Genomic DNA, 13,088 nt, shown 5'->3' with positions numbered 1-13,088 from the left:
CGTGTCCGGGCCCGGTCCCGCCCGCCGTGTGGTCCGATCGGCCGGATCTGCCGGTGGGTCGGGCCGGACGTTCCGGGCGCGGGCCCGGTCGAGGCTATGAATGGGTCGTCCGGCCATCCGTGAACCCCGACCCCAGGAGCCGCACGATGCGCCCCTTCACCCCAGCCCGTCTCGGCACGGCCACCGCGCTGGCCGCCCTCCTCGCCTGCGCCCCCGTCGCGTCCGCCGCGTCGGACACCGGTCCTTCCCCCGCCAAGGACAAGGACAAGGTCATCACGCTGACCGGCCGGCTCGCGCAGCAGTCGCGCTTCCCCGTCCACCCCCTCGGGCCCGCCGCCCAGGGCGACCGGACCGTCTTCCGGTCGGTGCTCTTCGACAAGAACGGCAAGGAGGTCGGCGAGACCGGGGGCTCCTGCACCACCACCCGGGTCGAGAACGGCGGTGCGGAGGAGTGCACCGTCACCTACAAGCTCCCGGGCGGCCAGCTGACCACGCAGGGCCTGCTCTTCAACATCCTCGTCCCGGGCCCGCCGCCCTCGTTCGACGTCGCGATCACCGGCGGCACCGGGAAGTACGACCGGGCCCGCGGCCAGGTCCACGCCGACACGATCGGGACGGGCGTGCGGCGCTTCACCATCGACCTCGACTGAGGCGCGGGCAGGCCCGCGGCCTGCCCCTCGCGGCGGTACTCGTCGCGCCGCGGCCCGTCCGCCGGGGGGAGCGGATCCCCCCGGCGTACGGGCGCGGTGGCGGTGCGGGTGGGCGGGTCAGGCGGAGTAGTCGTGCGCGGCCTCGCGCTCGCGGGCGGGCTGCGGGGCCGGTCCGCCCTGGGCGACGGGGACGGAGTGCGACCGGTTCAGCTTCTCGCCCTCCACGTCCATGTTCGGCAGCACCCGGTCGAGCCAGCGCGGCAGCCACCAGGCGGACTTGCCGAGGAGCGTGAACAGGGCCGGGACCAGGGCCATGCGGACCACGAAGGCGTCGAAGAGGACGGCGGTGGCGAGGCTGAAGCCGACCATCTTCACGAAGTCGTTCGTCTCCAGGATGAAGCCGGAGAAGACGCTGGTCATGATGATCGCGGCGGCGCTGACGACCCGTCCGCCGTAGCGGAACCCGGTGACCACGGCCTCGTCGGGCGCGGCGCCGTGGACGTACGCCTCGCGCATCCGGGTCACGAGGAAGACCTCGTAGTCCATCGCGAGGCCGAAGACCACGCCGATCATGAAGATCGGGAGGGTGCTCATGACCGGGCCGGGCTGCTCGATGCCGAGGACGTCGGCGAGCCAGCCCCACTGGAAGACGGCCACGACCGCGCCGAGGGCGGCGGAGACCGACAGGAGGAAGCCGAGGGCCGCCTTGAGCGGGACGAGCAGCGAACGGAAGATCAGGACCAGGAGCAGGAAGGCGAGGCCGACGACCAGGCCCAGGTAGGGCAGCATCGCGTCGTCGAGGGTCCGGGAGAAGTCGATGAACAGCGCGGTCTGGCCGGTGACCAGGATCTCGGCCCCGGTGTCCGCCTCGATGGCGCCGGCCCTGGAGCGGATGGTGGTGACCAGTTCCTCGGTCCGGTGCTCGGTGGGTCCGGAGGAGGGGACGACGCCCAGGACGGCGGTGTCCCCGGCGGCGTTGGGCGTCGCGGGGGTCACCGTGGCGACGCCCTCGACCCCGGCGAGTTCCCTGCCGACGGCGGCGGCCGCGGCGGCCGCGTCCTTGGCCTGGACGGTGACGGTCAGCGGGCCGTTGAAGCCGGGCCCGAAGGACTCGGACAGCATGTCGTAGGCCTTGCGCTGGGTGGTGTCCGGCGCCATGGTGCCCTCTCCCGGCAGGCCGAGCTGGAGGCTGGCGGCGGGCACCGCGAGGGCGCCGAGGCCGAGGACGCCGACGGCGAGGACCAGCAGGGGGCGGCGTACGACGAACCGGGCCCAGCGGGTGCCGAGGTTGGGCTTGGTGCGGGCCGCGAGCTTGTCGGCCCGGCGCTGGAGGCGGGGGGTGAGGGGCTTGCCGTAGATGGCCCTGCGGTCCAGGCGGGGCATGACCTTGACGGGGGCGAAGCCGAGGAGCGCGGGGACGAGGGTGACCGCGATGAGGACGGCGATCGCGACGGTGCCGGCGGCGGTGAGGCCCATCTTGGTGAGCATCGGGACGTTGACGACGGCGAGTCCGGCGAGGGCGATGATGACGGTGAGGCCGGCGAAGACCACGGCCGATCCGGCGGTGCCGACGGCGCGGCCGGCGGCGTCGGCGCGTTCGCGGCCCTCGGACATCTCGGAGCGGTAGCGGGAGATGATGAACAGGGCGTAGTCGATGCCGACCGCGAGGCCGATCATCATGGCCAGGGTCGAGGTGGTGGCGGACAGGCCGAGGGTGCTGCCGAGGGCGGTGACGGCGGCGCTGCCGACGGCCACGCCGATCACGGCGGTGAGCAGCGGCATGCCGGCGGCGACCAGGGAGCCGAAGGTGAGCAGCAGGACCACGGCGGAGACGAGGATGCCGATGCCCTCGGCGCCGCCCATGGGGGCTTCGACCTTGACGGCGTCACCGCCGGCCTCGACGGTCAGGCCGTCGGCCCGGCCCTTCTCCAGTACGGCGTCGAGTCCGTCGTGCGCCGCGTCGGTCAGCTTGAGGGCGGAGACCTTGTACCCGGCCACGGCGTAGGCGGTGGTGCCGTCCTTGCTGACGGTGGCGGTGGTGAAGGGGTCCGAGGCCGAGACCACCTCGGGGGCCTTGGCGAGGGCGGCGACGAGGCCCTCGACCTTGGCCTTCTGGTCCGGGTCGGAGAGCTTGCGCCCGGCGGGCGCGCGGACCACGACGCGGGCGGTGGCGCCGTCCGCGCTCGCGGCGGGGAACTTCTCCTTGAGCACGTCGAAGGCCCGCTGGGATTCCGTGCCCGGCATGGAGAACGTGTCGGCGGGCGGGGGCGGGGCGGTGGAGGCCGCGAGACCGACGGCGACGAGGACGGCCAGCCACAGCAGGGTCACCAGACCCCGCCGCCGGAAGGCGAACCGGCCCGTCTTGTAAAGGAAGGTGGCCATGGCGAACAGACTCCCGTGGGGTGTGGCGACGATGAGGAAGGGGCCGGTCCCGTACGACACGGGGCCCGATGAGTGGCACCACTATGGCACACGTATGGCGCTTCACGGAGCCATCAAGGTGTACTTCCTGATGTCACCCATACACCACATGGCACCAAAGACCCTCGAAGCCTGGCAGATGTTTCCCTCGGTAGCCCCGGAATACGCGAAAAATAAGGGGACTCCGGCCAGGCACCACCGTGGCACCACCGCGACTCCACCGGAGGCGGTGAGCGGACGGTGAGCGTGCGGTGAGCGGCCCGGGCAACCGTGGTTCCCGTCGCCGGACCACCGAGGTCCGGCCCGGTACGAGGAGCAGGTCATGGGCACGCTGAACGGCAAGACGGCACTGGTGACGGGCGGCTCCCGGGGGATCGGCCGGGCGGTGGCCCTGCGACTGGCGGCCGAGGGCGCCCTGGTCGCCGTCCACTACGGCGGCGACGAGGAGGCGGCCCTGAAGACGGTGGCGCGGATCGAGGAGGCGGGCGGCCTCGCCTTCGCGGTGCGGGCCCGGTTCGGGGAGGAGGGCGCGGTGGACGCCCTGTTCGAGGGGCTGGCCGCCGGGCTGGGCGGGTGCGGGCTGGACGTCCTCGTCAACAACGCGGGTATCGGCTCGGGCAGTTCGATCGGCCAGGTCACCGAGGAGGAGTTCGCCCGGCTGCTGACGGTCAACGTCACCACCCCGTTCTTCGTGATCCAGCGCGCGCTGACGCTGCTCAACGACGGCGGCCGGATCATCAACATGGGCTCGGCGGCCAGCCGCTTCGCGGTGACCAGCCAGATCGGCTACACCGTCAGCAAGGCGGCCCTGGAGGCCATGGCCCCCACGCTGGCCAACGAGCTCGGCCGGCGCGGCATCACGGTGAACACGGTCGCGCCGGGCGCCGTCCGCACCGACATGACCGCCGGCTACACGGCCGTCCCGGAGGTGGTGGCCGCGCTGGAGGGGATCACCGCGCTCGGGCGGCTCGGCGAGCCGGAGGACGTCGCCGACGTGGTCGGCTTCCTCGCGGGGCCGCAGGGACGGTGGATGACCGGGCAGACCGTGGACGTCTCCGGGGGCACCTGGCTCGGCCCGCTCGGGTGATCATCGGATGAACCGCCGCCGGGGATAATCGCCGGCATGCGGTTCTCCATCCTCGGCGAGACTCTGGCCCGGCGCGACGACGGCACCGAGGTCCCCGTCGGGGGGCCCGCCCGGCGGGCCCTGCTGACCCTGCTGCTGGTGCGGCCCGGGGAGGTGGTGGCGGCCGAACGGCTCGCGGACGAGATGGCCCCGGACGGCTCGCTGTCGGCGCACGCGCTGCAGTCCCAGGTGTCCCGGCTGCGCGCGGCCCTGGGGGCGGACGTGATCGAGCGGGCGGGGGCGGGCTACCGGGTGGCCGTGGCCCCCGAGGACGTGGACGCGGGCCGGTTCGAGCGGCTGGCCCGCGAGGGACGGGCCGCGCTGGCCGGCGCGGAGCCCGAGCGGGCCCGTGAACTCCTGTGTGAGGCACTGGAGTTGTGGCGCGGCCCGGCACTGGCCGACGTCGCGCACCTGCCCGGCGGCGACACCGCCCGGACGGTCCGGGTACGGCTGGAGGAGCTGCGGCTCGGGGCCCTGGAGGACCGGATCGAGGCCGAGCTGCGGCTCGGCGGCCACCGGGACGCCGTCGCGGAGCTGCGCGAGCTGACCGGCCGCCACCCGCTGCGCGAACGCCTCGCGGCCCTGCTGATCCGGGCCCTGTCCGCCGACGGCGGGCAGGCGCAGGCCCTGGCGGCGTACGAGGAGACCCGCATCCGGCTGGCCGATGAGCTGGGCAGCGACCCGTCGGCCGAACTGGTCGCCCTGCACCGGGAGTTGCTGGAGTTCGACCCCTCCCCCGCGCAGGTCCGCCCGCCCGCCCAGCTGACCTCCTTCGTGGGCCGCGACGGTGAGGTCGCCGAGGTGGCCCGGATGCTGCGGGTGGCCCGGCTGGTGACGCTGGTGGGCCCGGGCGGGGTCGGCAAGACCCGGCTGTCGGTGGAGGCGGCGGGGGCCGCCGCCGATGACGTGTGCTTCGTCGGACTGGCCTCGCTGCGCGAGGGCTCCGGCCTGCCGGGGGCCGTGCTGGCGGCGCTGGGGCTGCGCGAGAGCGGGCTCCAGCCCGGCGGCGGGCAGGGTCCCGTGGACCGGCTGGCGACGGCGCTGGCCGACCGGGTGCTGCTGCTGGTCCTGGACAACTGCGAGCACCTGGCCGGGGAGGCCGCCGCGCTGGCCGGGCGGCTGCTGTCGGTCTGCCCGCAGCTGCGGATCCTGGCCACCAGCCGGGAGCCGCTGGGCGTCATCGGGGAGCACCTGTGGCCGGTGCGGCCCCTGGAGGACGCGGCGGCCCTGCGCCTGTTCACCGAACGGGCCTCGGCGGTGCGGCGCGGGTTCACGGCCGCGCCGGAGCGGGTGGAGCGGATCTGCGCGGCGCTCGACAACCTGCCGCTGGCCATCGAGCTGGCGGCGGCCCGGCTGCGCACGATGGACGTGGACGATCTGGCGGAACGGCTGGACGACCGGCTCGGGATCGCCGCCGCCCGGGCCAACCGCGGCGCCGACGCGCGCCACCGCACCCTGCGCGCGGTGGTCGCCTGGAGCTGGGACCTGCTGTCCGGGGAGGAGCAGCGGGCCGCGCGGAGGTTCACGGTGTTCCCCGGGGGCGCGACGCCACGGGCGGCGCTGACGGTGTGCCGGTCCGGCGGCAGGGCGCCGGGGGCCGGGGAGCTGGAGTCCGGGGGGCTGGAGTCCGGGGCGCTGGAGTCCGGGGGGCTGGATTCCGAGGTGCTGGAGTCCCTGGTCGACAAGTCACTGCTGGAGTTCTCCGGCGGGCGGCTGCGGATGCTGGAGACGGTCCGGGCGTACGGCGCCGAGCGGCTGGAGGAGGCGGGCGAGACCGCGTCCGCCTCAGGGGCCCACACCCGGTACGTGCTGGAACTGGCCCGCACGGCCGAGCCGTTGCTGCGGGGTGCCGGGCAGCGGGAGTGGCTGGAGCGGCTGGCGGCCGGGCACGGCGACCTGCTGTCCGCGCTCGGCCGCGCCGTCGGGCAGGGCCACTGGGAGACGGCCCTGGAACTGCTGGCCTCGGCCTCCGGGTACCTGTGGATCCGCGGGGTCTCCGGGTCGGTCGCGGCGCAGGCCGCGGCCGTGCTGGACGCCGTCGGGGACGCTCCCCCGGCCGGGCTGGGCGAGGAGTACGCGGCGTGCGTGCTGCTGGCGGCCGGCGCGCCCGGCGGACTCGCGCCGTGGCGGCGCCACCGGGCGCGGGCCTGGGAACTGCTGGCCGCCGCCTGGGACGCGGACGGCCCCGGCGGACGGTATCCCGTGGTGCTGCTCCCGTGGATGCTGCGCAACGCGACGGAGGCCGATCCGCTGGACGCGTTCGCCCTGGTGTCGGCGCAGTGCGGGCGCCCCGAGCCGTGGGTACGGGCGGTGGCGGCGTACGTGTCCGGGTTCGGGCCCCTCGGGGCGGGCGACCCGGCCGCCGCCGAACGGGCCTTCGCCGAGGCCGCCGAGGGGTTCCGGGCGGTCGGCGACGGCTGGGGCGGCGCGCTGGTCCTGGACGTGCTGGCCGGTATGGCGGCGGCGCGCGGGGACCGGGCGGGGGCGGTGGCGCTGACCGACGAGGCGCTGGCGCTGACGGAGCGGCTCGGCGCCCTGGAGGACAGCGCCGACCTGCTGGTCAACCGGGCCGACCACCTCGTGGACGCGGACCCGGCCCGGGCCCGCGCCGACTACGCGCGGGCGGAGTCCCTCGCCCGCCGGGCCGGCGGCTCGGCCGCGCTGGCGGCGGCCCTGCGCGGACTCGGCGACCTGGCCCTGCGCGAGGGCGACGGGGCACGGGCCGAACACCTGTACGCGGAGGCACTGGAACGGATCGACCCGCACTGGGTCAAGAGCGCGGGCAGCCGGGTGCGGGCCCTGGCCGGCCTGGGCCGGGTCGCGGAGTCGTACGGGGACCACGCGGCGGCCCGGACCCGCTACGCGCAGGCCGCCGCGTCGGCGGCGGCCGTGGTGGGCGCCGCGGCCCCCGCCGCGCTGCGGCTGCTGGGCCTGCCGCAGGACGTCGTCGACACGGTGTCCGCACACGCGTCCTGACGGGGAGACGGCTGGTCGCCGGACTCCGTGATCGCCGTGGGGCCGCGAGGCGCGGCCCGGCTCGCCACCGCGACGTCGACGTTCCCGGGTCCGCCCGCCGGCCGGGGGTCTTCGGGGGCTGTCCCGCCGGCGGGACAGCGGAAGGCGCGACCCGGGGGCGGGGGCATTGCCCGATCGAGGCCGTGCTTGCCATCCTCGAACGCGGCGACGGCGCCCGCCCCCGGCCGCTTCCGGACCGCCGGCCGGCGGGCGCTCCACTCCACCCGGTCGCGGGAGCCGGGTCCCGGCGGGCACGGCGGCGCACCCGGCCCGGTGCGGCCGTGGAGGCGCCCCCGCGCCGCCCCGCCGCCCCGGGCGCCCGTCCGGGCGCCGGGTGCGCACCACCCGGTGGTCGCCTTCCGTTCCGCTCGGGTCCGCCCGGCTCTGCCACCGTCCGGACCAGCCCCGCCACCCCAGGCCCCCAACCCCGCCCCTGGAGCCCACGGATGAACTCCGAACTGCTGATGTCCGATGCCGCCCACTTCCGCATCGACTACGTCATCAACCCGTACATGGACACGAGCGTCCAGCCGGACACGCGGGCCGCCGTCAGCGAGCACGCCGCGATCGCCGCCGCGCACGTCGCGGCCGGCCGTACGGTCCACCGGATGGCGTCGGCCCCCGAGTGCCCCGACATGGTGTACACGGCCAACGGGGCCTGGGTGTGCGGCGACCGGGCCGTGCTCGGCGACCCGCCGGCCGCGCGCGCCGCGGAGATCCCGTACTTCCGGTCCTGGCTGAAGGAGAACGGGATCGACGTGTTCGACGCCCCGTACTCCTTCAGCGGCCAGGGCGACGCCCTGGCCTGCGGGGACCTGCTGCTGGCGGGCCACGGCCAGCGCACGGACCGCCGGATGCACGACGTCCTGGCGGACCTGACCGGCCACGAGGTGGTGGCGCTGCGCACGGCCGGGGAGGAGTGGTACGACCTGGACCTGGCCGTGGCCGTGATCGACGAGGGCACGCTCGCCTACCACCCGGGCGCGCTGGAGCCGGAGAGCGTGGGCGTGCTGCACTCCCTCGGGCTCGATCTCATCGAGGTGGGCACCGAGGAGGCGCGGGCCTTCGCCCTCAACCTGATCAGCGACGGCCGGACCGTGACGATGACCACCGGCGCGCCCCGGCTGGCCGCGACCCTGCGCGAGCGGGGCTTCACGGTGGTCGAACTCGACACGGCGCAGCTGCGCAAGGGCGGCGGCGGGGTCCGCTGCACCGCCCTCACGCTCGACAACCGCCTCCCGGCCTAGGAGGCCTGGGAGGCCTGGGAGGCCTGGGAGGCCTGGGAGGCCTGGGAGTTCTCGGGGGTGGTGCCGGGGCCGGGGGCCTGGGCGCTGACGGCGGACTGCAGGACGTGGGCCGCCCAGTCGTTCAGGCTCAGCCCGCAGGAGGCCGCCACCGCGAGGAGCCGGTCGAGGTCCGGTTTCGGCAGGGCGATCCGCAGGGTGGCCGGGGCCGCCTCGTCCGCCGGCTCCCGCCGCCCCGGCCCCGCGGCCTCCCGCGCTTCCCCGCCGCGCTGTTCGGCGAGGCCGGCCCGGAGCTGTCTGCGGAGTTCGTTGCGCGACCAGCCCTGTTCCTCGGCGCGGCGCAGCCAGTAGTCCTGCTCGGGCCGGGCCAGGCGGGCCACCTCGGCGTGGTGGGCGAAGCTGAGGGCGTCACGGCGCCGGTCGTGCTCGAACCTGCGGGCCACCCAGGCGTAGTTGCGCAGGGTCTGGTAGTCGAGCCCGGTCCGGCCGACCGCCTCGCGGTAGCGGCCGCTGTAGGCGGTCTCCCCGAACAGGAGCCAGTCGCCCAGCCACCACGCGGAGGAGCTGGCCAGGTCCCGGAGCTGGCTGCCGATCTCCTCCCAGGAGCGTTGCGGCATGGCCGGGGAGAAGGTCATGCCCGACTTGGTCAGCGTCTCCAGACAGGGCAGCCGGCTGAGGGTCACCCTGCGGTGGACGGGGGCGCGCTGTCCCCGGGCGGTGGTCAGCTCTCCCCGTGCGCGGATGCCGGACATCTCGCATCATCCCCCTGCGGCTCGACCGGCCACTCGGCATCTCATGGCCTTCCGGCTGGCCAGACTAGGCAGGCGGGAGCGGGCCGGCGCGGGGGTTGAGACGGAGTTGACGGCGATCTGAGCAACCCTGGCATTCGTGCGGAGCCGGCCGGCGGCGCCCCGTCAGGCGGCGCGGGTGATCACGATGTCGCCCATGGCGGTACGGGCCCGCACCTCGACGACCCCGTCGGAGCCCTCGGGGCCCTCGGAGGGGCCGAGGGAGTTGTGGACCTTGCCCAGGCGGGAGGTGACGTCGAGCCAGGCGGCGACGGAGCCGCGGATGCCGATGTCGATCCGGCCGGCGGCGGTCTGGAGGTCGGCCTTGCCCCGGGCCAGTCCGCCGACCCGGATGGCGCCGCTGGCGGACTTGGCCACGACGGAGCCGTGCGCCCGGTCGACGGTGATGGCGCCGTTGGAGCTGTTCGCCCGTACGTCTCCGGTGACCTCGCCGATCTCGGTGTCGCCGTTGAGGTTCTTGACGGTCGCCGCGCCGTCGACCCGGCCGAGGGCGATCCGGCCCGCGCCGTGCACCTCGGCGTCGCCGGCGCAGCGGTCCAGGAGGACGTCGCCGTGGCCGGTGCGCAGTTCGACCGGGCCGGCCGCGCCGACCCGGAGGTCCCCGGCGCCGGACTTCAGGACGCACGCGCCGAAGGCCCCGTCCAGGACGAGGGCGCCCACTCCGGTGGAGGCGCGGACGCGGGAGCCGGCCGGCAGCTCGATGTGCACCTCGACCGAGCCGATCCGGCCGAACGGGAGGCGCTTCCTGGGGCCGCGTACGGTCAGCGTGCCGTCGGCGTGGTCGACCCTGCTCTCCCGGGCCGCGCGCTCGTCCTCCGGGTCGGCGGGGTCGGCGGGCAGCACCTCGACGACGGTGTCCGGCCGGTCGCCGGCCGTGAGGAGGACGGAGCCCACCTCGATCTCGACGGAGACGGCGATCGGTGCGGGGGTCTCGAAGCTAAGCATGGCGGTCCGATCCTCATGACGTGGTGCGGGCTCCCGCCGGTCGGGCGGGCGGGGGGTGCGGGGGCGGGCGGCCTGAAGAGACCGGTCAGCGCACCCAGCCGGTGTAGCTCTGTCCGGTCCGGGTGCGGCGCAGCCCGGCGGGCTGCTGCTCGGCGGCGGTCCCGGCCAGGGCCGCGGACAGGGTGCGGACCACCCAGGAGTTGACGGAGATCCCCTCGCGGACGGCCGCTTCCTCGGCGCGTGCCTTGAGGTGGGAGGGCAGGCGGAGGTTGATGCGCGCGGTGCCGCCCTCCTCGCCCTCGGGGAGGACGGGGGCCGGCGGCGCGGCGGGGGCGGCCGGACGCTCCTCGTACGGGGGCTCGGCCTCCGGGACGCTGACGACGAACTCGGGGTCCAGGCCGCGCAGCCGGACCGAGACCGATCCCGGCGCCAGGTCCCGCGTGACCTCGTCCATCGCGTCGGACAGCGCGTTCAGGAGAGTCAGCCGGGCGGCCGACTCCAGCGGGGCGGTGAGCCGGCCGGCCAGGGCGCGGGCCTCGTCCCCGCCCGCGTCGGCGGCGACGGCGAGCTCGTGCCGGAGGTTCTCTACGTACGGCCTCAGATCCATGGCGCCACTATGGCACATATGTGGCACCATGACCAGTTTCGACGTGTGCCACGCGTAAACCGGCTGGACAACTCAAACCTAGAGCCCCTAGGTTCACTCCTAGAGCGACTAGCCACAGGGGAGGTGCCGGATGGTGCGCGCAGGACTCAACGCCGCACGGCTCACGGAGGCCGCCGCCGAGATGGCGGACGCGGACGGGATCGAGAAGGTGTCCCTGTCCGCGCTGGCGCGGCGGTTCGGCGTCAAGGACGCGAGCCTCTACTCGCACGTGCGGGGCCTGCGGGACCTGCGGGTACGGGTGGCGCTGCTGGCCGGCGAGGAGGTGACCGCGCGGATCGCGGTCGCCGTCGCCGGGCGGTCCGGCAAGGACGCGCTGGTCGCGTTCGCCGACGCCTACCGGGAGTACGCCCTGGAACACCCGGGCCGCTACGCCGCCTCGCAGATGCGGTTCAACCCGGAGGAGGTGGCCGGTTCGGCCGGGCTCCTGCGCAGCGTGGAACTGACCTACGGGATGCTGCGGGGCTACGGCTTGGAGGATCCGGACCTGACGGACGCGGCGCGGCTGCTGCGCAGCACCTTCCACGGCTACGTCCACCTGGAGCTGAGCGGCGCCTTCGGGCACGCCCGCGAGGTGCGGGCGTCCTGGGCGCGGGGGCTCGACGCACTGCACGTGGCCCTGGAGAACTGGCCGCCGAGGAACGAGGGGGAATCACGATGACCACGCCCACCACCACGCCCACGACGGGGACGCTCGAAGTCCCGGGCGCCACCCTGTACTACGAGCGGCGCGGCAGCGGCCCCGTGCTGCTGCTGATCCCCGGCGGAGGGGCGGACGCCGGCCTGTACGCGGGCATGGCCCCGGCCCTGGCCGCCGCCGGCCGCACGGTGGTCTCGTACGACCCCCGGGGCCAGTCCCGCAGCCCGCTCCACGGTCCGGCCGGCGACCAGCGGGTGGAGGACTGGGCCGACGACGCCCGCCGGGTGCTGGACCTGGTCTCCCCCGGCGCGCCGGCGGACGTCCTGGGGTGCAGCGCGGGCGCCGTCGCCGCTCTCGGCCTGCTGGCCCGCCACCCGGAGCGGGTGCGCCGGCTCGTGGCGCACGAGCCGCCGCTGGTGGAGGTGCTGGAGGACCCGGCACCGTACCGGACGCTCTTCGCCGAGGTCCGCGAGCTGACGCGGACACAGGGGCCGGGCGCGGGGATGGCCCACATGTCCCAGGGCCTGGGCGGCGCCCCGGAGCGTGCGGAACCCGTCGAACTGCCCCCCGAAATCCTGGAGATGGCCCCGCGCATGTACGCGAACCAGCCGTTCTTCCTGGAGCACGTCCTGGTCCCGTTCACGAGCAGCGCCCCGGACCTACGGGCCCTGAAGGCCTCCGCCGACCGCCTCGTCCTGGCGGCGGGCGAGGACTCGCGGGAGATCCCGGCCCTCCACGGCCCGGCGGCCCGCCTGGCGGAGCTGACCACCGCCCCCTTCGCGCGTTTCCCGGGCGGCCACGTCGGCTGCGCGGAACACCCGGCCCCATTCGCCGAGCGCCTCCTGGAAACCCTGAACGCACACTGACCCCCCGGGGCGGGCGCTCGTCCTCACCTGTGCCGCCCGCTCGGAATGCGCCGCTCGTGCCACCACCTCCAGATCACGTGTACGGCGAGCGCGACCGCGACGGCGACCGCGGTGAACCGCACGGAATTCCAGGTGTTGACGACGACCTGACTTTGGCCGCGTGCCTCTTCGGACAAGCGCATGGTGGTCTCATAAAAGGCCACGAGCGGAATCAGCAGCCGGAACCCGAGGCCGCCGACACCCGGCACGCGCGCCACGTTCCCCAGGAACCCCACAGGCGCCCCGAACACGAACGCCAGCGTCCCCCAGACCAGAATCTTGGAGAGCGACCCTCCACCCGAAGCGCCGGCCGCCAGTCCATCCGGAACGGCAGGGCTGAAATCCTTGAACAGGTAGTAAGCAGCCACCCCGAGGGCCAACCCTGAGGACGCAAGAAGGGCCGCCTCGATTTTGGAGCGCCGGAAATAACCCACCAGGAACGCATAGCAGGCCCATGACCAGCCGCCGGAGAAGACGGCGTTCAACGCCACACCGGCAGGATTTCCCCACTTCTCGGAAAACGGCCCGATCAGCCCGAGCACCAGACCCGCCCCGAGTGGCACCACCAGCGACGCGGCACGACCGCGCGCAAAGTTTCCTATTGCCCTCCCCCTCCCTTCCGAACCCGAGCGGAGACACCGGAAATCCGGGCCCCCACACGGACCCGGA

At 75.0% G+C, this 13,088-nt stretch carries 11 protein-coding genes; 6 read left to right on the top strand and 5 right to left on the bottom strand.

The window, feature by feature from the left end; all coding sequences use genetic code 11:
- Positions 1 to 146: 146 nt before the first annotated feature.
- Positions 147 to 650 carry an allene oxide cyclase barrel-like domain-containing protein gene (locus tag ABT403_RS14780; RefSeq protein WP_344161258.1) on the top strand — a complete coding sequence of 168 codons (504 nt, stop codon included), beginning with the start codon at positions 147 to 149 and terminating at the stop codon, positions 648 to 650.
- Positions 651 to 767: 117 nt separating this feature from the next.
- Here the strand turns inward: ABT403_RS14780 and ABT403_RS14775 are convergent, their stop codons facing one another.
- Positions 768 to 3,032 (bottom strand): MMPL family transporter, encoded by a 2,265-nt coding sequence (locus tag ABT403_RS14775; RefSeq protein ID WP_344161262.1) that lies wholly within the window; start codon positions 3,030 to 3,032, stop codon positions 768 to 770.
- Between the two features lie 361 nt (positions 3,033 to 3,393).
- Between ABT403_RS14775 and ABT403_RS14770 the strand changes: the two genes are divergently transcribed.
- The 3 genes from ABT403_RS14770 (at position 3,394) to ABT403_RS14760 (ending at position 8,459) form a co-directional block, all read left to right on the top strand.
- On the top strand, positions 3,394 to 4,158 hold the full coding sequence (locus ABT403_RS14770) for an SDR family NAD(P)-dependent oxidoreductase (protein WP_344161269.1): 765 nt from the start codon (positions 3,394 to 3,396) through the stop codon (positions 4,156 to 4,158).
- Positions 4,159 to 4,194: 36 nt separating this feature from the next.
- Positions 4,195 to 7,173: an ATP-binding protein gene (locus ABT403_RS14765; protein ID WP_344161272.1), complete on the top strand. Its 2,979-nt coding sequence runs from the start codon at positions 4,195 to 4,197 to the stop codon at positions 7,171 to 7,173.
- A gap of 485 nt (positions 7,174 to 7,658) precedes the next feature.
- Positions 7,659 to 8,459: a dimethylarginine dimethylaminohydrolase family protein gene (locus tag ABT403_RS14760; protein WP_344161275.1), complete on the top strand. Its 801-nt coding sequence runs from the start codon at positions 7,659 to 7,661 to the stop codon at positions 8,457 to 8,459.
- Here ABT403_RS14760 and ABT403_RS14755 read toward each other — a convergent pair.
- The 3 genes from ABT403_RS14755 to ABT403_RS14745 form a co-directional block, all read right to left on the bottom strand.
- A complete protein-coding gene (locus ABT403_RS14755) occupies positions 8,456 to 9,208 on the bottom strand; it encodes an LmbU family transcriptional regulator (RefSeq protein ID WP_344161278.1) in 753 nt (250 codons plus the stop codon). The genes ABT403_RS14760 and ABT403_RS14755 overlap by 4 nt on opposite strands.
- 162 nt (positions 9,209 to 9,370) lie before the next feature.
- Positions 9,371 to 10,210: a DUF4097 family beta strand repeat-containing protein gene (locus ABT403_RS14750; RefSeq protein ID WP_344161281.1), complete on the bottom strand. Its 840-nt coding sequence runs from the start codon at positions 10,208 to 10,210 to the stop codon at positions 9,371 to 9,373.
- An 85-nt stretch (positions 10,211 to 10,295) separates the two neighbouring features.
- Complete coding sequence (locus tag ABT403_RS14745) at positions 10,296 to 10,817, bottom strand: toxin-antitoxin system HicB family antitoxin (protein WP_344161284.1); 522 nt, start codon at positions 10,815 to 10,817, stop codon at positions 10,296 to 10,298.
- 130 nt (positions 10,818 to 10,947) lie between these two features.
- On the opposite strand from ABT403_RS14745, the gene ABT403_RS14740 reads away from it, so the two are divergent.
- Both ABT403_RS14740 and ABT403_RS14735 read left to right on the top strand, forming a co-directional pair.
- The gene (locus tag ABT403_RS14740; RefSeq protein ID WP_344161287.1) at positions 10,948 to 11,535 is read left to right on the top strand and encodes a TetR-like C-terminal domain-containing protein; all 588 of its coding nucleotides are present in this window, start codon (positions 10,948 to 10,950) and stop codon (positions 11,533 to 11,535) included.
- A complete protein-coding gene (locus ABT403_RS14735) occupies positions 11,532 to 12,380 on the top strand; it encodes an alpha/beta fold hydrolase (RefSeq protein ID WP_344161290.1) in 849 nt (282 codons plus the stop codon). The genes ABT403_RS14740 and ABT403_RS14735 overlap by 4 nt, the downstream gene beginning before the upstream one ends.
- 23 nt (positions 12,381 to 12,403) lie before the next feature.
- Here the strand turns inward: ABT403_RS14735 and ABT403_RS14730 are convergent, their stop codons facing one another.
- A complete protein-coding gene (locus tag ABT403_RS14730) occupies positions 12,404 to 12,961 on the bottom strand; it encodes a hypothetical protein (protein ID WP_344161293.1) in 558 nt (185 codons plus the stop codon).
- Positions 12,962 to 13,088: the final 127 nt, after the last annotated feature.

This window comes from Streptomyces sp. NPDC000075 (assembly GCF_040301925.1).
In the GTDB taxonomy this organism is placed as follows: Bacteria; Actinomycetota; Actinomycetes; order Streptomycetales; family Streptomycetaceae; genus Streptomyces; species Streptomyces polychromogenes.
Note: the sequence above shows the minus strand (reverse complement) of the source record. Positions and strands in the feature narration are given on the sequence as shown.

Coding starts and splice junctions, on each gene's coding strand:
- ABT403_RS14780 (WP_344161258.1), top strand. CDS start 147: ATGCGCCCCTTCACCCCAGCCCGTCTCGGCACGGCCACCGCGCTGGCC.
- ABT403_RS14775 (WP_344161262.1), bottom strand. CDS start 3,032: ATGGCCACCTTCCTTTACAAGACGGGCCGGTTCGCCTTCCGGCGGCGG.
- ABT403_RS14770 (WP_344161269.1), top strand. CDS start 3,394: ATGGGCACGCTGAACGGCAAGACGGCACTGGTGACGGGCGGCTCCCGG.
- ABT403_RS14765 (WP_344161272.1), top strand. CDS start 4,195: ATGCGGTTCTCCATCCTCGGCGAGACTCTGGCCCGGCGCGACGACGGC.
- ABT403_RS14760 (WP_344161275.1), top strand. CDS start 7,659: ATGAACTCCGAACTGCTGATGTCCGATGCCGCCCACTTCCGCATCGAC.
- ABT403_RS14755 (WP_344161278.1), bottom strand. CDS start 9,208: ATGTCCGGCATCCGCGCACGGGGAGAGCTGACCACCGCCCGGGGACAG.
- ABT403_RS14750 (WP_344161281.1), bottom strand. CDS start 10,210: ATGCTTAGCTTCGAGACCCCCGCACCGATCGCCGTCTCCGTCGAGATC.
- ABT403_RS14745 (WP_344161284.1), bottom strand. CDS start 10,817: ATGGATCTGAGGCCGTACGTAGAGAACCTCCGGCACGAGCTCGCCGTC.
- ABT403_RS14740 (WP_344161287.1), top strand. CDS start 10,948: ATGGTGCGCGCAGGACTCAACGCCGCACGGCTCACGGAGGCCGCCGCC.
- ABT403_RS14735 (WP_344161290.1), top strand. CDS start 11,532: ATGACCACGCCCACCACCACGCCCACGACGGGGACGCTCGAAGTCCCG.